Origin of the sequence: Streptosporangium pseudovulgare, assembly GCF_014648055.1 — a bacterium.
In the GTDB taxonomy this organism is placed as follows: Bacteria; Actinomycetota; Actinomycetes; order Streptosporangiales; family Streptosporangiaceae; genus Streptosporangium; species Streptosporangium pseudovulgare.
Map to the genome: position 1 here is coordinate 522,974 of NZ_BMQJ01000002.1, position 16,738 is coordinate 539,711.

The window sequence follows — 16,738 nt, forward strand, 5'->3', positions numbered from 1 at the left end:
CCGGACGGCGTCTCAGCGGGCTCTCAGCGAACGTCAGTAAGCTCACGGGATGCAACGAAGGACGGTCACCTGGATCGCGGTGGCGGTCGTACTGGTCATAGGTGCAGCCTGGCTGCTGTGGCCGTCCGCGCCGCCGGTACGGGCCCAGGACCGGTGGATCACCGTGACCGACGGTCCCCGCGACGACCAGCGGGTCAGGCTCGACACCAGCTTCTTCCCGCCCGCGGGCGGCGGGCGGGCGCCCGCGGTGCTGCTGGCCCACGGTTTCGGCGGCAGCAAGCAGAGCGTCCGGGAGGAGGCGGCGCGGCTGGCCGGGGAGGGCTACGCCGTACTGACGTGGTCGGCCCGCGGCTTCGGCCGCTCCGGAGGGCAGATCGCGCTCAACTCCCCCGACTACGAGGTCAAGGACGTCCGCCAGCTCGTCGACTGGCTGGCGCGGCAGCCGCAGGTCCTGCTCGACGCCGCGGGCGACCCGCGCGTCGGCGTCGCGGGCGGGTCCTACGGCGGGGCGATCGCCCTGATGTCCGCCGCCCACGATCCCCGGATCGACGCGATCGTTCCGCAGATCACCTGGTACGACCTGGCCGACGCGCTGTTCCCGGACGCGGGCGGCGGCGGGCCGGAGAACGGCGTGTTCAAGCGGATGTGGGCCGGGCTGTTCTTCAGCCGGGGCGGCCCGGAGCCGCGGTCCGGACCGGGCGGCCCCGGCCTCACGGGCGGCGCGGACGACCCCGGCGCCCCCGCCGCTTCCGGGGACTCCGGCGACACGGCCGGTTCCGGCGGCCCGAACGGCCCTGGCGGTTCCGGCGACCCCGCCGGGACGGCTCCCGCCGTCCCGGCCACCGCGCAGGACGTCCGGTGCGGCCGGTTCCTGCCGGAGATCTGCGACATGTACCAGCGGGTCGCCGAGAGCGGACGGGCCACGCCGGAGGCGGTCGGCATCCTGCGCCGCTCCAGCCCGGTCTCCGTCCCCGGGAGGATCAAGGTCCCGACGCTGCTGCTCCAGGGGCTGAGCGACTCGCTGTTCCCGCTCGGTCATGCCGACGCCAACGCCAGGGCCGTCGCCGCGACGGGCGCGCCGGTCGGCGTCGCCTGGTTCGACGGCGGCCACGACGGCGGCGACGGCGAGGCCGACTGGCTGCACGAGCGGACCCTCGGCTGGTTCGACCGCCACCTGAAGCGGACACCCGGCGCGGGCGATCCGGGCGCCGCGTTCACCGTCACCCGCGACGGCGGCCGTGACCCGGGCACCCGGCGCCCGGTGCAACTGCACGCCACCGCCGCCCGCTACCCCGGCCTGTCCGGCTCCGGGAGCGCCACGGTGCCGCTGCGCGGTGCGGAGCAGCCGGTGGCCAACCCGCCGGGCGGCTCCCCCGCCTCGATCTCCACCATCCCCGGGTTCGGCGGGCTCGCCGGACTCGCGGGCGGCGCGGGCGGACTGGGCGGACTGGGCGTGTCGGCCGACATGCCCGGTCAGAGCGCCGTCTTCGACTCCGCGCCGCTCACCGCCCCGCTCCAGGTCACCGGCTCGGCCACCGTGAAGGTGCGGGTCCGCCCGGCGCCCGGCGCGGAAGGGGGGAAGACCTCCTCCGCTCCGGCGGCCGGGGACGAGGTGACGCTGTTCGCCAAGCTGTACGACGTCGCGGACGGGCAGGCGCCGGTGCTGCCCGAGGGGCTCGCCGCCCCCGTCCGGATCACCGTCCCGGCGGGCGGCGCCGGGGAGGCCACGGTGCGCCTGCCGGCCGTCGACCACCGCTTCGACGCCGGACACCGGCTGCGCGTCGCGTTCACCACCACCGACCTCGGCTACAGCACCCCGGCCGAGCCCGCCGTGCACGTCGTCGGGCTGGCCTCGCAGTCGGTGACGGTGCCGACCGTCACGGCCCTGCGGACCCCCGCGACGGGCCCCGCCTGGTGGACCTGGGCGCTGCCGCTGGCCTCCCTCGTCGTCGCGGCGGTCCTGGTCCTCACGGGCCGGCGGCGCGGCGCCGCCGACCACGACCCGGCCCTGAGCGACGTCCCGCTGCGGATCAGCGGCCTGACCAAGGCGTACGGCAACGGCGAGCGGGCCGTGGACGACCTGTCCTTCACCGTCGGGCAGGGCCAGGTGCTCGGCCTGCTCGGTCCCAACGGCGCGGGCAAGACCACCACCCTGCGGATGCTGATGGGCCTGATCCGCCCGGACGGCGGCGAGATCCGGATCTTCGGCCACCGGGTGACGCCCGGCGCGCCGGTGCTGTCCCGGCTGGGCTCCTTCGTCGAGGGCCCGGGATTCCTGCCGCACCTGACCGGCCGGGCCAATCTGGAGCTGTACTGGCGGGCCACCGGGCGTCCCGCCGAGGACGCCCGCTTCGCCGAGGCCCTGGAGATCGCCGGGCTCGGCGGCGCGCTGGACCGGGCGGTGCGCACCTACTCCCAGGGCATGCGCCAGCGCCTGGCCATCGCCCAGGCCATGCTCGGCCTGCCCGACCTGCTGGTCCTGGACGAGCCCACCAACGGCCTCGACCCGCCCCAGATCCGCGAGATGCGCGAGGTCCTGATCGCCTACGCGGCGCGGGGCCGTACGGTCATCGTCTCCAGCCACCTGCTGGCCGAGGTGGAGCAGACCTGCAGCCACGTGGTGGTCATGCGGCGCGGGCGGCTCGTCACGGCCGGGACGGTCGGCGACCTGCTGGCCGGGCGCGCCCCGGCCGGCGGCGCGAGCGCCCGCCTGGAGGACGTGTTCCTGGACCTGATCGGGGAGAACGCATGACCCGGGGAGAGACCGTGAACGGCTCCGCACCCGCCGCGGCGGGACCGCCCGGCGCGGACGGCTCCACCGCGGCACCGCCGCCCGCCGCGGACGGCTCCGCCCGCGGGTACGCGGCCCGGCGCACACTGCCGCTGGTGGTGGAGGCCGTCCGCCAGCTCAGACGGCGCCGCACGATGGTCGTTTTCGGCCTGCTGCTGGCGCTGCCGTGGGTCCTGGTGGTGGCGTTCGAGCTCGGCGCCGGGTCCGGGCGGCGGGGCGCGGCGACGCGCGTCTCCGACCTGGCGACCGAGGGCGGGCTGAACTTCGCGGCGTTCACGCTGTCGGTGTCGGCGAGCTTCCTGCTGGCCGTCGCGGTGGCGCTGTTCTGCGGCGACACCGTGGCCGGGGAGGCGAACTGGTCCTCGCTGCGCTACCTGCTGGCCGCCCCCGTCCCGCGTGACCGGCTGCTGCGCCAGAAGCTGATCGTGGCGATGGGTTACTCGACGGCGGCGGTGGTCTGCCTGCCGGCGATGGCGCTGCTGGCCGGGACCCTCGCCTTCGGCTGGCACGACGTACGGGTGCCCGGCACCGGCGAGACCGTCGCGGCGGCGGACGTGCTGCCCCGGTTCGCGGTCGTGGTCGGTTACGTGCTGGTCAGCCAGCTCGTGGTGGCGGCGCTGGCCTTTTTGCTGTCGGTCTCGACGGACTCGCCGCTCGGCGCGGTCGGCGGGGCCGTCGGCCTGGTGATCGTGAGCACCATCCTGCAGGCGGTGGAGGCGCTCGGGACGCTCCGGGAGTTCCTGCCGACGTTCTGGAGCACGGCGTGGATGGACGCGCTGGCCCCGCAGCCCGACTACGGCGGCATGGTCAAGGGGGTGGCCGTCTCGGTCTCCTACTCGGTGATCCTGGTCGCCGTCGCCTTCCGCAGGTTCCGCCGCAGGGACATCGTCTCCTAGCGGCTTCCTGGCGATTCCTTGCCATTTCATGACACCTGACGCATTCGCCCGATGGCAGCGGCGGCCGGGGCCGGAACGGCGGCCCCGGCCGCCGCTTTTCTTATCGCCGCTTATGTCCGCTTTTTACCTGTATATGTTTCTTTATCGCTTTTACGGGTATGCAATCGCTAATTCGGGAGCCGAAGGCTTCTGGCATGTTCAACGCGGCAGGCGACCGCCCCGGCGGCGTCTTCCCTCCCATCCGGCCGGCGGAGCCTGTCGGACGGGCGGATCCCATGACGGAGTGATCGACTGGGGAGTGGCGATCGTGAAGTGCGGACTGCAGGTGGCCCTCGGTGTCGCCGCGGGTTACTTTCTCGGACGGCATCACAAGTTGCGCGCCGCGCTCGCCCTGGCGGCGGCGGGCGCGACCGGCAAGCTCGGAAAGCTGGGCGGCAAGGAAGGCCCCGGCGGCGACCTGCTCCAGCAGGGCATGAAGCTGCTCACCTCCTCCCCCGAGCTGGAGAAGATCACCAACGCCGTCCGCGGCGAGCTGCTCGAGGTGGGCAAAGCCGCGGCCCGGGCGGCGGCCAGCAGGCAGATCGACACCCTGACCTCGAAGCTCCACGACCGCGCGGAGTCACTGAGGACCAAGGCGCAGGGCGCCGAGGAGGAGCCCGAGGAAGAAGAGGAAGAGGAGGAGCGCCCCAGGCGCCGCGCCGCCCGCGGCAGGGGCAGGACCGCCCGGGAGGAACCCGAGGCCGAGGAAGAGGAGTACGAGGAGGAAGAGGAACCCGAGGAGGAGGAAGAGGAGGAGCCTCCCCCGCGCCGCGCCGCGGGCAGGGGCAGGCAGGCCGGCAGGACCCGCGCCGCTCGGGAGGAGCCCGAGGAGGAGGAAGAGGAAGAGGAGGAGGAACCGCCGCGAGCCCGGGGCGGCAGGCGCCGTGCCGTACAGCGCGAGACGACGCCGGCCCGTGAGCGGCCGGTCCGCAGGGCGCGGGGGTGACGTCCCATGGCCGAAACCTCCAGGGGCGGCGGGCTGGTCCGCGAGGTCGAGCGGGCACTGCCCGTCGACCAGCTCACCGACGAGCTCCGCAACCTCGCCGAGGCCCTCGGTGATCGGCTCCTCTCCTCGGTCACCGACAAGGTCGACGACCTGACCGGCCGGCTGACCGACTACCTGCAGAACAGCGACTCCGGTCTGCTCGGGCTCGCGGGCTCCGTCATCGGTTCCAAGCATCCGATCGCCTCCGGGCTGAAAGGGGTCGCCAAAATGGCTGGAGGCGGTCTGCTCAGGAAGATCACCGGTGGTAAGGGCGGCGGCGGCAAGGGCAAGAAGCTCAAGGTCACCAACATCATCGAGTCCATCGACGTCGGTGCCCCGCGTCGGCTCGTCTACGACCAGTGGACCCAGTTCGGGGACTTCCCCAGCTTCATGAAGAAGGTGGAGAACGTCACGCAGGAGTCCGACGAGAAGAACCAGTGGCGGGCGCAGATCTTCCTCTCCCACCGCACCTGGAAGTCGACGATCATCGAGCAGGTGCCGGACCAGCGGATCGTCTGGCGGTCCGAGGGCCCGAAGGGCTACCCCAACGGTTCCGTGACCTTCCACGAGGTCGCACCCGACATGACCCGGGTCCTGCTGGTGATCGAGTACTACCCCAAGGGGCTCTTCGAATACACCGGCAACCTCTGGCGGGCCCAGGGCCGGCGGGTGCGCCTGGAGCTCAAGCACTTCAGGCGGCACGTCATGATGCAGACCGTCCTCAACCCCGACGATCTGGAGGGCTGGCGCGGCGAGATCCGCGACAGCGAGGTCGTCAAGGACCAGGAGACCGCGCTGCGCGAGGAGGAAGAGGAGCGCGAGCGCGAGGAGGCTGGCGGCGAGGAGGAGCCCGAGGAGCGGGAGGGTGCCGAGGGCGCCGAGGAGGAGGAAGAGGAGCCCGAGGAGGAAGAGGGCGAAGAGGGCGAAGAGGGCGAGGAAGAAGAGGAGGAGCCCGAGGAGGAGGGAGAAGAGGAGGAACCGCGGGCCGCGGGCGGACGGCGTCGCGCCGCGCCGCGCCGCGAACAGGCCGCGCGAGGCCGCCGGGCCGAACCGGAGCCGGAGGAGGAAGAGGAGGAAGAGGAGCCTCCCGCCCGCCGGCCACGCCGTAGGGCCGCCGCCCGGAACGCCTGACCGGAATGCTTGACCGGAAGGCCGGGACGCCTGACCGGGGAGGACGGGGACGCCTGACCCGGAGGCGCCGGAACGCGTGATCCGGGAGACGGGGAGCGAACACGGAATCGGGGGAAGACCAAATGACCATCGTGCAACCTTCGGCGGGTGGAGGCGGAGGGGGTGGCCGCGGAGGGTCCTCGTCGGGCCTGGCAGACGTCATCGACACGATCCTCGACAAGGGCCTCGTGATCGACGCCTTCGTCAGGGTCTCGCTCGTCGGCATCGAGATCCTCACGATCGACGCGCGCATCGTCATCGCCAGCGTCGACACCTACCTCCGCTTCGCGGAGGCCACCAACCGGCTGGACCTTGCGCAGACCGGCGGTAAGGGGCTGCCGGAGGTCCTGGAGGGCACCACGCAGGGCATCAGCAAGTCGAAGACCAAGGGGATCGCCCAGGGAGCCATCGAGGCCGCCGGGGAGAAACTGCGTGACTTCGTCTCCGAGTCCGAGCAGGAGCGTCGGCCGGCGTCCCGCCGCCGGAGGGAGGAGTACTGACATGCCCGGCAGCACCGGAAAGACGGCGACCACCGGATCGGAGCAGACCACCGGATCGGAACAGACGGCGCGGAAGCCCGCGCGGAGGACGACCGGCAGGACGGCGGGCGAGGCCGACGGGAAGACGACCGCGAAGCCGGCCCGCAAGGCGACCGGCAAGACGAGCGGTAAGACGAGCGGTAAGACGGCCGGTGAGACGACCGGTGAGACGACCGGCAAGGCCGCGCCCTCCCGGTCGGGCGGGGCCGCCCGGCGCGGGCGCACCGGCTACGCCTACGTCTACGGCATCGTCCCGGCGGACGTCGAGACCGAGCCGGGCACGCTCGGCGTGGACGACGGGGAGGTCACGCTGGTACGGCACGGCGAGATCGCGGCGCTGGTGAGCGACATCGTCCTGGATCGCCCCCTCGGCCGGCCCGACGACCTGCTGGCCCACGAGCAGCTGCTGGACGCGACCGCCGCCGAGGTGCCCGTGCTGCCGTTCCGCTTCGGAGCGGTGATGACCGGGCCCAAGGAGGTGGTGGAGGAGCTGCTGGCCCCGCACCACGACGAGTTCCTCGCCGCACTGGACGACCTCGAAGGGCGCGCCGAGTACGTCATCAAGGGCCGCTACGTCGAATCGGTGGTCATCAGGGAGGTCCTCGACGAGAACCCCGAGGCCGAACGGCTGCGCGAGGAGGTCCGCGGGCAGCCGGAGGAGGCGACCTGGGACGCGCGGATCCGGCTCGGGCAGATGATCGGCGAGGCGGTGGCGGCCAAGCGCGACGCCGACACCCAGGAGCTCGTCGCCGCCGTCGCGCCGCTGTGCGTCGCGGTCTCGGTGCGGGAACCGACCCACGAGCAGGACGCCGCGCACGTGGCCGTCCTGGTGGACGAGGAGCAGCAGGACGAGTTCGACGAGGCGCTGGACGACCTCGGCGACCGCTGGGCCGGCCGGATCGACCTGCGGCTGCTCGGCCCGCTGGCGCCGTACGACTTCGTGGCGGCGCCACGATCGGAGGAGTGACACGGTGGACCTGCTGTTCGATCTGACCGTCGGCCTGCCGCTGCTGCCGCTCCGCGCGCTCGTCAAGATCGCCGAGGTGATCCAGGACCAGGCCGAGATGGAACTGCACCATCCGGCCGCGGTCCGGCGGCAACTGGAGGATCTGGAGGAGGCCAGACGCTCCGGGGAGATCTCCGAGGAGGAGGAGAGACAGGCCATGACGGAGATCCTTGAGCGGATGGTGACCCAGCCCGACCTGCCCCGCGGCGCGCCCGCGCCGTACGACGGGGAAGAGGAGTGATCGGCGTGCCCGCCAGGCGGAAAGCCCGCGCCGGGGACGACAGGGCCGGCGCCTCCGGCGGCTACGAGGACGAGCCGCCGGAGGAGGGGCGCGGCAGGGGCGGCGCCGTCGAGGACGACCTGCCCGAGGACGAGGAGTTCGACGACGGGGAGGAGTTCGAGGAGGAGCGGGACGAGCCGGCGGGCGGGTCCCGGCGCGCCCGGCGGTCGCGCGCGCTGACCGCGGCCACCGCCGGCCGTACCGGGCTGGAGCAGATCGGCGAGCTGACCGGGCGGGAGCCGGAGGGCGTCACGTTCGTGCAGCCGGATCAGGACGGCTGGAAGGTCGGGATCGAGGTCGTCGAGGACCGCCGCGTCCCCTCCTCCGGCGATGTCCTGGCGCTCTACGAGATCCAGCTCGACGCGGACGGCGACCTCCTCTCCTACCGCAGGACGCGGCGCTACAAGCGCGGCAGGGGCGAGGAGTAGCGGGGGTGGCGAAGTGACCGATCCGACACGGTACGGCGCCGCCTCCTCCCCCTACGGGGGCAGGCCGCCCGCCCGGCGCGAGTCCACCACCAACCTCGGCGACATCCTGGAGCGGGTGCTCGACCGGGGCGTGGTGATCGTCGGTGACATCCGGGTGAACCTGCTGGACATCGAGCTGCTGACGATCAAGCTGCGGCTGCTGATCGCCTCGGTGGACACCGCCAGGGAGCTGGGCATCGACTGGTGGGAGCACGATCCGTGGCTCAGCAGGCCCGACCACGACCTCGCCGAGGAGAACCGCCGCCTGCGCAGGCGGCTCGCCGAGGCGGAGAACGACCTCGAATACCGGGACTACCCGCGTGACCTCCGCGAGGGCCGCGAGCGGCGGGAGGAGTTCGAGGAGCGCCGGCGCCGCCAGGAGCTGGGCGATGATCCGGAGGAGCGCCGCTCCCTCCAGGGCCGGGGCCGGGGCCGGACCGGCGGTGGGCGCCCACGCGAGAACCGGGAGTGAAGGAGAGCGAAGGGGAGCGAAACGGAGGAGTGAGATATGCCGGACACCGGCACGTATGTCTATGCGATCATCCGGGACGCGGACGCCCCCGACCCCGCGGGCCTGACCGGCGTGGCCGACACGCCCGTGCGGACGGTGGCGGACGCCGGCCTGGTCGCGTACGTGAGCACCGTGCCGCTGGACCGGTTCGGCGAGGAGCCGCTGCGGCGCTCCCTGGAGGACCTCGACTGGGTGGGCGAGACGGCCCGCGCCCACCACCGCGTCGTGGAGGCGGTGGCCGGGACGGCCCCGACGGCGCCGGTCCGGCTCGTGACCGTCTACAGCGGCGACGAGCAGGTCCGCGAACTGCTGCGGGACCGGCGGGAGGACTTCACCGCGCTGCTGTCGCAGGTCGCCGGGCGCAGCGAGTGGGGGGTGAAGGCGTACGCGCGGCGCGAGACCGCCCCGCCGCCCGGAGAGGAGTCCGCCGGGACGGCCGGGGCAGCCGGATCCGACAGCCCCGGCATCGCCTACCTGAAGCGCCGCAGGGCGAGCCTGCGCGGCCGGGAGGACGCGTGGCGGGTCGCGGCCGGCCAGGCCGAGCACGTCCACACCGCGCTGGCGGCCGTCTCCGTGGCGAGCAGGCGGCACCGGGCCCAGGACCCGAGCCTGTCCGGCCGCGAGGAGGCGATGGTGCTCAACGGCGCCTACCTCGTCGACGACGACCGCGGCGGCGAGTTCGCCGCCGTCGTCGACTCGCTGCGGGGGCAGGGGGCCGACATCGAGCTGACCGGGCCCTGGGCGCCCTACTCGTTCACCGCCCTCGACCTCGGCACGGCGGACGCCGGAGGCGTGCGATGACCCACGAGGGGCCGCGGGGCGCGGCGCTGGCCGCGGAGGGGCGCCTGCCCCCGGAGCGCGTGGCGCTCGTGGACCTGCTGGACCGGCTGCTGGCGGGCGGCGTCACCGTCAACGGCGACGTCGTGCTGTCCATCGCCGACATCGACCTGGTGCAGATCTCCCTGCGCCTGCTGATCATGTCCGTCCGCGAGTCCGGGCCCGCCGGACGGGAGACCCGGCACGGGCGGGAGATCTGGCATGGACCGCCGTGAGCCGCCCGGGGGGCGCCCCGGGGACCGCCCGTACGGCACGGCGCCGCCGGACGGCGAGACCGCGGAGACCGCACGCGGGTTCGTGCGGGATCCGCCGGACGGGCCGGAGGCCGTGGAGCCCACGCGGGGCCTCGTGGGAGATCTGCCGGACGAGCCGGAGGCCGCGGGTCCCGCGCCGGGCGGGGGACGCTCGGCCCCCCGCCGCATCAGGACCGATCCCGAGCACGTCGAGCGTGACCTGAGCTGTCTCGTGCTCACCGTCGTCGAACTGGTGCGCCAGCTCGTGGAACGGCAGTGCGTGCGGCGGATGGACCACGGTGACCTGGCCGACGAGCAGGTCGAGGCGCTCGGGCTGACGCTGATGCGGCTGGACGAGGCGATGGACGACCTGTGCGACCGCTTCGGCCTGGAGCGGTCGGACCTCAACCTCGACCTCGGGCCGCTGGGCACCCTGCTCCCCCGCGACTGACGGGCCCGCGGGGGAGGCCGGGCCGGGCAGGGTGCGACCGCCGGGAGGCGGGGCCGCGCCGCGGCGGCCGGGCCGGATCGGGGTCTGAGGAACATCCGTGTCGGATCGTGCGCTGAGGGTCGTCAGCTGCGCGGGACGCTGACGACCCCTCTCACCGGGCTCAAGGCCGGAGGCGAATCAGGAAACCTGACCAGCGGTCGCCGCCGTGTCGGCGACCCCGGGGGCGGTCGGCTTCGCGGCGGCAGGCGGCGTGCGGTAGGCGCGAAGGGGCGCGTTGGTCGTGGCCACGGCGGCGATCGCCAGGATGGCGGACAGGCCGCCGAAGACCAGGGAGAAGGAGGCGGAGGTGGCCGACGCCAACAGGCCGCCACGGAAGTTGCCGAGTTCGGGGCCCGCGACACCGATGACGTGTTCCACCGAGGAGACCCGTCCCCGGTATGCGTCCGGGGTCTCCAGTTGGACCAGGGCGCTGCGGGTGACGACAGACACGGTGTCGGCAGCGCCGGCCACGGCCAGGCAGCCGAGCGCCAGCCACAACGGCCCCGCCAGACCGAAGCAGGCCAGCGCCAGGCCCCAGACCCCGGCTGCGGACAGCTGGACCAGGCCGCCACGGCGCCAGCGCGTCACCGTGCCGGAGAGCAGACCTGCCGTGATCCCCCCGACCGCGACGGCCGAGAGGAACGGGCCGAGGGTCTGCGGGTTTCCCCCGAAGCGGACCTCGTTGACCAGCGGGAAGAGCGCGATGGGCATGGCGAGCAGCGTTGCGGACAGGTCGGTGGCCATCGAGCCCCACAGCGTCGGGCGGCGCAGGACGATCCGCCAACCGCCACGCTCCGGCCGGCGCCTGCCACCTGCCGCGTCGGCGCCTTCGGGCCGCATGGCAGGCAGGCGGATCACCGCGAGCATCGAGACGATCATGGCCACGGCCTGGGTCGCGTATGCGGCGGGGAAATCCCAGCGGGCGATGATCAGCCCGGCCATCGCGGGCCCGGCCAGCATCGCGGCCTGGAAGGAGACGTTGGTCAGCGCAAGACCGGCCGCGACCTGGTCGCCCGGCAACAGCCGGACCGGGAAGGTGCGCCGAGCAGGAGCTCCGAGGGCGCTGCAGCTCGTCCCCACGGCGACCAGGGCGAGCAGCAGCAGCACGTTGCGGTTGTCCGCCAGGGCCTGGGCGCACAGCCCTGCGGCGGCCAGCAGTTGGCCCGCGGTGGTGGCCCGTACCACCGCACGGCGGTCAAAGGTGTCGGCCAACGTGCCGCCGAGCAGACCGAACAGCACCATCGGCAGGCCGGTGGCGAGCCCGATGGCACCGGTGCCCACTGGGCTGCCGGTCAGGTCCCAGACCTGGGCCAGTACCGCCACGTTGGCTATCTGTCCGCCGAGTTGAGAGGCGGAGGTGCCGATCCACAGGTCGCGAAACGACTGACTGCCACGCAGCGGGCGGGTGTCGAGGAACCGGACACGGGCACGCCCCCTCATCGCGGTGGCTCGACAAGGTGGTGAAGGATCCGCTGCCGCATCGACCGGCGTTCCAGCGCCCGCCGCACCTCCTCGACAACGGTGGTCATCGCGTACGGGACCTCGCTGTCCAGCTCGGCGACCGTCGCGTGGGTAGCGCGCCACTCCGCCTCCAGGAACGGCACCAGCGACCGGCCGCGCTCGGTCAGGTCGATCCGCCGGGTGCGGGCGTCAGGCCCCGGCTCGGAGGTGACCAGATCCTCCTTGCGCATGGCGGCGATGGTCTGGCTGATCGCGGAGTGCGAGCGGTCCAGGGACTTCGCAAGCTCGCGAATGGTCAGTGGTCCGGTGTGGGCAAGCCGGATCAGCGGATAGGCGAACCGAGGCCGCACCCCCTCGATGCCACGCTCGACGTAGACCTGCTCGATCTCGGCGTCCATGGCTGCCAGAAGCTCGTGCAGGGAATGCCAGGGATCGGGTAGCGCTGTGGGATCGGAAGATGTCACAGCGCTAATATAACAGCGCTGCGATAATCGAGGATCGTGATCGAACCAGAGCCTGCGGCTGTACCGCTGGTCCCCAATTCTGGGAAGACACCCCGCCCGCGGTCAGCGTCGGCGATCGCCCGGCGCGAGCAGGCTGGTGACTTCGGCGATCGCCTCCGGGGAGGGGTGGAAGTACTTCCGTACGTTCTCTGCCTTCTTGTGCCGGGACTTCGCCATCAGCATCAGCAGGCTCGCCCCTCCCTCGCCGAGGCGGGTCAAACCGGAGTGCCGCCACTCATGCGGATCCCAGCCCGTGCCCGGCTCACCGCCGAGGGCCGTGTGCTCGTCCAGCAGCATCCGGGCCTGCCCGTAGGAGAGGCGGGCGAGCCCGGTGTCCGGGCAGATGTCCCGCGGGCTGACGGCCTCGCCGGGACCTGGCTTGCGATGGGTGACGAGCACCGGCCCGCGCGAACGGCCCTTGAGCAGGCGGGGCAGCAGCCGGGCGGTGCCCGCGTCCCAGTAGACCGTCTCCGGAACGAAGTCCTCGCGGACAGCGCCGCGGCGACGCGTACGGGGACGGGCACCCTTGGCCTTCACCGGGGCACGGCGCCCGGCGAGGTCGAGCTCCTCGATGCTGACGCCCAGGATTCCCTCGGCGCGGGCGACGGTCTCGTAGAGCAGCCGCCACAGCGTCTTCTCCCGCAGGTGCGCCTCACGCCGCGCGATCAGCCGGTCGATCGCCATCTTCGAGCGGGCCGGGGTCTCGGAGTCCGGGGTGAGCCGCTTCGCTCAGGCCGGGACCGCCGGGCCGTCGTACCCGCGCTCACCGCACCAGCCCAGCCACGAGAGCACCGACGCACGCCGGGCATTCCAGGTGTTCACCGCGGAGCTGCCCCACAGCGGCTCCAGGGCCTCGCCGATCTCGTCGTCCGCGACGGACGCCGGCGGCCGGCCCTCGCCGGTCCGCCCGCCGACGCTCCGTCAGCCGCCCACCAGGCCCGACGTCGGCTTAGCGCACAATCTGACATGGATGTTCCTCAACCCCCGGATCCGCCGTGTCCGCCGTCGGTCCGTGTCCGCCGTCAGCCCCAGTGGGGCGGGCGCTCCTCCAGCAGGCGGGCGTCGTCGTCGGATCGCCGCCAGTCGCCCCAGCCGACGTCGGTGTCGTCGGAGGTCTGGTCGGGCAGGATGGGCGGGCCGTCATCGGACAGATCGACGGGCCGCAGGTCGTCGGGCTCGTACGTGCTCACCCGTCCATGCTAATCAGAGACGGCCCCGTTTCGGCGTGAGCCTCCCGGGGAGTGAGGGGGCGAGCCGCCGGCCCGGCGGTCTCCTCCCCCACCCGAAGGGGCACCGCATGGGACAGCGCGCGCCGTACGGCAGGGATCGGCTCATGAGCGGCGCCGGCGCCGCTCCCCCGGCCCCGGCGGAGGCGTCCGCGTGAGGCGGCGCGCGTCGTCCGGCTGGGACGGGCGGGAGGTCATCGCCGTCGCGGGGATCCCCATGCACGCCGCGGTGCTCGGCCCCGCGTCCGCGCCCGAGGTGGTGTGCGTCCACGGCCTGGGGTGCTCCCACCGCTACTTCCTCCCGCTGGCCCGCCGCCTGGCCCCGGCGTCGCGGGTGGTCGCGGTGGACCTGCCGGGGTTCGGCCGGACCCCGGGGCCGCGCGAGCCGCTGGACGTCCGCGGCCTGTCCCTGGCGCTGGCCGGGTGGCTGCGCGCCACCGGGCGCGGCGGTGCGCCGCTGGTGGCCAACTCCGTCGGCTGCCAGGTGGTCGTCGACCTGGCGGCGCACTCCCCCGAGCTGGCCGGGCCGATGGCGCTGATCGGCCCCACCATGGACGCCGGCGCGCGGTCGGCCTGGCGGCAGGGGGTACGGCTGGCCGCGAACACGGTCCTGGAGCGGCCCCTCCTCGTGCCGGTGCTGGCGCGCGACTACCTCGTCTGCGGCCCGCGCCGCTACTTCGCCACGCTCGCCGCCGCCCTCGCCGACCCGGTCGAGGACAAGCTGGGTCTCGTGCGCGTCCCGGCGGTGGTGGTGCGGGGAGCACGGGACCTCATCGTGTCCCGGTCCTGGGCGCGGCGGGTCGCCGCCCTGCTGCCCCGCGGCGAGCTTGCCGAGGTCCCGGGGGCCGCGCACACGCTGAACTACAGCGCGCCCGCCGGGGTGGTCCGGGCCCTGCGCTCCTCCGCGCTCGCCGGGGTGATCCCCGCGGCCGGCGCGTCACCGGTCACCGGTCCCGGGGTCCGGCTAGGTGGAACCGGGGTCCGGCGGTAGGCGGAGCCCGGACCGGCGGGACGGGGGGATCCGGGCCGCCGCACGGGATCTCCCGGCCGGGCGGGGCGGATGATCCGCGCGCGGGGACAGCCTGAGGTCCCGGCGGGTACGATGCCAGAGCAGGTGTGATCTCCCCCTGGCACTACCCCCGTGAGGCGGCCATGGCAACGCCATCTGGATGGCGGCGAGACGGCAATCTTCCCAACGAGCTGACCAGCTTCGTGGGGCGCACGAGACTGCTGGCCACGCTCCGGCAGCGCCTCGGCCGGCACCGCCTGGTCACGGTGACGGGCATCGGCGGCGTCGGCAAGTCGCGTACGGCGCTGCGCATCGCGCACCTGATGCGCAGCCAGTTCAAGGACGGCGTGTGGTTCGCCGACCTGGCCCGGCTGCAGGACTCCGGGATGGTCCGGCACACGATCACCGCGGCCCTCGGGATCGCCGACCAGTCGTCCCGCTCGGCCGACGAGACCCTGATCGAGTGGCTCGGCGACCGCGAGATCCTGCTGATCATCGACACCTGCGAGCACCTGGTCGACGCCTGCGCCGAGCTGTTCGAGGAGCTGCTGAGCAACGCCGGGGGCCTGACCATCCTGGCGACCAGCCGCCAGTCGCTGAACGCCCGGGGCGAGCACACGATCGCCATCCCGCCGCTGGCCGTGCCCGGCGACACGCCCGGCGAGGACGTCTTCACCAACGAGGCCGTGCAGCTGTTCGCCGCCCGGGCGAGCGCCGTGGTGCCCAACTTCGTGCTGGACGAGCACAACATCGGCCCGGTCTCCGAGCTGTGCCGCCGCCTCGACGGCATCCCGCTCGCCATCGAGCTGGCCGCGGTCCGGATGCGGGCACTGTCGGTGGAGCAGATCCTGGGCCTGCTGGCCGACCGGTTCAGCCTGCTCGCCGGGGCCAGCCGTACGGCGCTGCCCCGGCACCAGACGCTGCGCGCCGCGATCGGCTGGAGCCACGAGCTGTGCGAGCCCGCCGAACGGCTGCTGTGGGCCAGGCTGTCGGTCTTCGCCGGCGACTTCGAGCTCGACGCCGCCCGCTACGTCTGCTCCGGCGAGAATCTGCCCGCCGAGGACGTCATGGACCTCATCTCCAGCCTGGTGGAGAAGTCGATCCTGCTGAGCGACGGCACCCCGTCGGGGCACCGCTACCGGCTGATCGACACGCTGCGCCAGTACGGCGAGGAGTGGCTGGAGAAGCTGGGCGAGACCGACCGCGTCCGCAGGAAGCACCGCGACTACTACCTCCAGCTCGCCAAGCGGAGCGAGGACGCCTGGTCGGGTGCCCGTCAGGTGTACTGGTACGTCCGGATGCGCCACGAGCACGACAACGTCAGGGTCGCCCTGGACCACTGCCTGCGCGACCCCGCGGAGGTCCAGGAGGGGCTGAAGCTGCTGTCGTCCCTGTGGTTCATGTGGGTGGCCTGCGGCCTGGCCCGCGAGGGCAGGCTCTACCTGGAGAAGACCCTGGAGCTGGCGCCGCAGCCGAGCGCGGAGCGGTGCAAGGCCCTGTGGGTGCTGTCCTACGTCCACAGCGCGCAGGGCAACATCGCGGGGGCCGTGGACGCGGCCGAGAAGTGCAGCTCCGACGCGGTCCGGGTGGGCGACTCCGGGGCCGTCATCCTCGCCACCAAGATGCTCGGCACGGCGGCCTTCCTCCAGGGCGACCTGCAGAAGGCCAGCGCGCTGCTCGGCGTGGCGGTCGAGTTCCACAAGAGCGGCCGGGAGCTCAACCCGGGCCTGTTGCCGTCGATCGTCGAGCTGTCGATGGTGCTGCTCATGCAGAACGACCCGGCGGAGGCCGAGACGCTGCTGCGCGACTGCATCGCGGTCTGCACCCAGCGCGGCGAGCTGTGGCTGCGCTCCTACGCCATCTACGCCCTGGCCAGCGTCTGCCAGGGGATGGGCCGCGTCTCCGAGGCCATGGACAACGCCCGCGAGGCGCTGCGGCTCAAGCGCTACTTCCACGACGTGCTGGGCATCGGCCTGGCGATCGAAGTGGTCGCCAGGCAGGCCCTGGACGCCGGGCAGCCGGGGCTGGCGGCGCTGCTGATGGGCGGCGGGCAGGCCAACTGGCGCACCTTCGGCATGCCGCAGATGAACTCGCCGTTCTTCAACTCCGAGCACGACCGCTGCGTCAAGGAGTGCAAGCGGGTCCTCGGCGAGGAGGAGTTCGAGGAGGCCTTCGCCCAGGGCAGGAGGCTCAACCTGGATGAGCTGATCGAGCTGGCCCTCGGCGGCGACCCCGACGACCCCGCCACCCAGCGGCGGTGACCGCCGCGGATCTGCAGAAGGCGTGCCCCGGCTG

18 protein-coding genes are annotated in these 16,738 nt (G+C 73.4%); 14 read left to right on the forward strand and 4 right to left on the reverse strand.

Annotated features, from left to right (window positions below; translation table 11 throughout):
* Positions 1 to 49: 49 nt before the first annotated feature.
* From IEZ10_RS06080 to IEZ10_RS06135, 12 genes are all read left to right on the forward strand, one after another.
* Positions 50 to 2,752: a CocE/NonD family hydrolase gene (locus IEZ10_RS06080; protein WP_189245455.1), complete on the forward strand. Its 2,703-nt coding sequence runs from the start codon at positions 50 to 52 to the stop codon at positions 2,750 to 2,752.
* Positions 2,749 to 3,687 carry an ABC transporter permease gene (locus IEZ10_RS06085; RefSeq protein WP_189245456.1) on the forward strand — a complete coding sequence of 313 codons (939 nt, stop codon included), beginning with the start codon at positions 2,749 to 2,751 and terminating at the stop codon, positions 3,685 to 3,687. Before IEZ10_RS06080 ends, IEZ10_RS06085 begins: the two co-directional genes overlap by 4 nt.
* A 283-nt stretch (positions 3,688 to 3,970) precedes the next feature.
* Positions 3,971 to 4,672 carry a hypothetical protein gene (locus IEZ10_RS06090; RefSeq protein ID WP_189245457.1) on the forward strand — a complete coding sequence of 234 codons (702 nt, stop codon included), beginning with the start codon at positions 3,971 to 3,973 and terminating at the stop codon, positions 4,670 to 4,672.
* Positions 4,673 to 4,678: 6 nt separating this feature from the next.
* Positions 4,679 to 5,842 (forward strand): SRPBCC family protein, encoded by a 1,164-nt coding sequence (locus IEZ10_RS06095; RefSeq protein ID WP_189245458.1) that lies wholly within the window; start codon positions 4,679 to 4,681, stop codon positions 5,840 to 5,842.
* Between the two features lie 122 nt (positions 5,843 to 5,964).
* Positions 5,965 to 6,381, forward strand: a complete 417-nt coding sequence (gvpJ, locus tag IEZ10_RS06100) for a gas vesicle protein GvpJ (RefSeq protein ID WP_189245459.1) — start codon at positions 5,965 to 5,967, stop codon at positions 6,379 to 6,381.
* A gap of 1 nt (position 6,382) precedes the next feature.
* Positions 6,383 to 7,387: a GvpL/GvpF family gas vesicle protein gene (locus tag IEZ10_RS06105; protein WP_189245460.1), complete on the forward strand. Its 1,005-nt coding sequence runs from the start codon at positions 6,383 to 6,385 to the stop codon at positions 7,385 to 7,387.
* 4 nt (positions 7,388 to 7,391) lie between these two features.
* On the forward strand, positions 7,392 to 7,667 hold the full coding sequence (locus IEZ10_RS06110) for a gas vesicle protein GvpG (protein WP_189245461.1): 276 nt from the start codon (positions 7,392 to 7,394) through the stop codon (positions 7,665 to 7,667).
* A 5-nt stretch (positions 7,668 to 7,672) separates the two neighbouring features.
* Positions 7,673 to 8,134: a gas vesicle protein GvpO gene (gvpO, locus tag IEZ10_RS06115; protein WP_229810989.1), complete on the forward strand. Its 462-nt coding sequence runs from the start codon at positions 7,673 to 7,675 to the stop codon at positions 8,132 to 8,134.
* A 13-nt stretch (positions 8,135 to 8,147) separates the two neighbouring features.
* Positions 8,148 to 8,645: a gas vesicle protein gene (locus IEZ10_RS38745; protein ID WP_229810990.1), complete on the forward strand. Its 498-nt coding sequence runs from the start codon at positions 8,148 to 8,150 to the stop codon at positions 8,643 to 8,645.
* A 36-nt stretch (positions 8,646 to 8,681) separates the two neighbouring features.
* Positions 8,682 to 9,485: a GvpL/GvpF family gas vesicle protein gene (locus IEZ10_RS06125; RefSeq protein ID WP_189245462.1), complete on the forward strand. Its 804-nt coding sequence runs from the start codon at positions 8,682 to 8,684 to the stop codon at positions 9,483 to 9,485.
* On the forward strand, positions 9,482 to 9,736 hold the full coding sequence (locus IEZ10_RS06130; RefSeq protein WP_189245463.1) for a gas vesicle protein: 255 nt from the start codon (positions 9,482 to 9,484) through the stop codon (positions 9,734 to 9,736). Before IEZ10_RS06125 ends, IEZ10_RS06130 begins: the two co-directional genes overlap by 4 nt.
* A complete protein-coding gene (locus tag IEZ10_RS06135; protein ID WP_229810991.1) occupies positions 9,723 to 10,205 on the forward strand; it encodes a gas vesicle protein K in 483 nt (160 codons plus the stop codon). The genes IEZ10_RS06130 and IEZ10_RS06135 overlap by 14 nt, the downstream gene beginning before the upstream one ends.
* Positions 10,206 to 10,382: 177 nt before the next feature.
* Here the strand turns inward: IEZ10_RS06135 and IEZ10_RS06140 are convergent, their stop codons facing one another.
* The 4 genes from IEZ10_RS06140 to IEZ10_RS06155 form a co-directional block, all read right to left on the reverse strand.
* A complete protein-coding gene (locus IEZ10_RS06140) occupies positions 10,383 to 11,684 on the reverse strand; it encodes an MFS transporter (protein ID WP_189245464.1) in 1,302 nt (433 codons plus the stop codon).
* Positions 11,681 to 12,169 carry a MarR family winged helix-turn-helix transcriptional regulator gene (locus IEZ10_RS06145; RefSeq protein WP_189245465.1) on the reverse strand — a complete coding sequence of 163 codons (489 nt, stop codon included), beginning with the start codon at positions 12,167 to 12,169 and terminating at the stop codon, positions 11,681 to 11,683. The genes IEZ10_RS06140 and IEZ10_RS06145 overlap by 4 nt, the downstream gene beginning before the upstream one ends.
* A 102-nt stretch (positions 12,170 to 12,271) precedes the next feature.
* Entirely contained in the window at positions 12,272 to 12,892 is a 621-nt protein-coding gene (locus IEZ10_RS06150) for a site-specific integrase (protein WP_229810992.1), read from the reverse strand.
* Between the two features lie 338 nt (positions 12,893 to 13,230).
* Positions 13,231 to 13,398, reverse strand: a complete 168-nt coding sequence (locus IEZ10_RS06155) for a hypothetical protein (RefSeq protein ID WP_179826812.1) — start codon at positions 13,396 to 13,398, stop codon at positions 13,231 to 13,233.
* Between the two features lie 190 nt (positions 13,399 to 13,588).
* Between IEZ10_RS06155 and IEZ10_RS06160 the strand changes: the two genes are divergently transcribed.
* Together IEZ10_RS06160 and IEZ10_RS06165 are read left to right on the forward strand one after the other, a co-directional pair.
* Positions 13,589 to 14,425 (forward strand): alpha/beta fold hydrolase, encoded by an 837-nt coding sequence (locus IEZ10_RS06160; RefSeq protein WP_229810993.1) that lies wholly within the window; start codon positions 13,589 to 13,591, stop codon positions 14,423 to 14,425.
* Between the two features lie 161 nt (positions 14,426 to 14,586).
* Positions 14,587 to 16,704, forward strand: coding sequence for an ATP-binding protein (locus IEZ10_RS06165; RefSeq protein ID WP_189245466.1), 2,118 nt, complete (start codon positions 14,587 to 14,589; stop codon positions 16,702 to 16,704).
* The last annotated feature ends 34 nt before the right edge of the window (positions 16,705 to 16,738 follow it).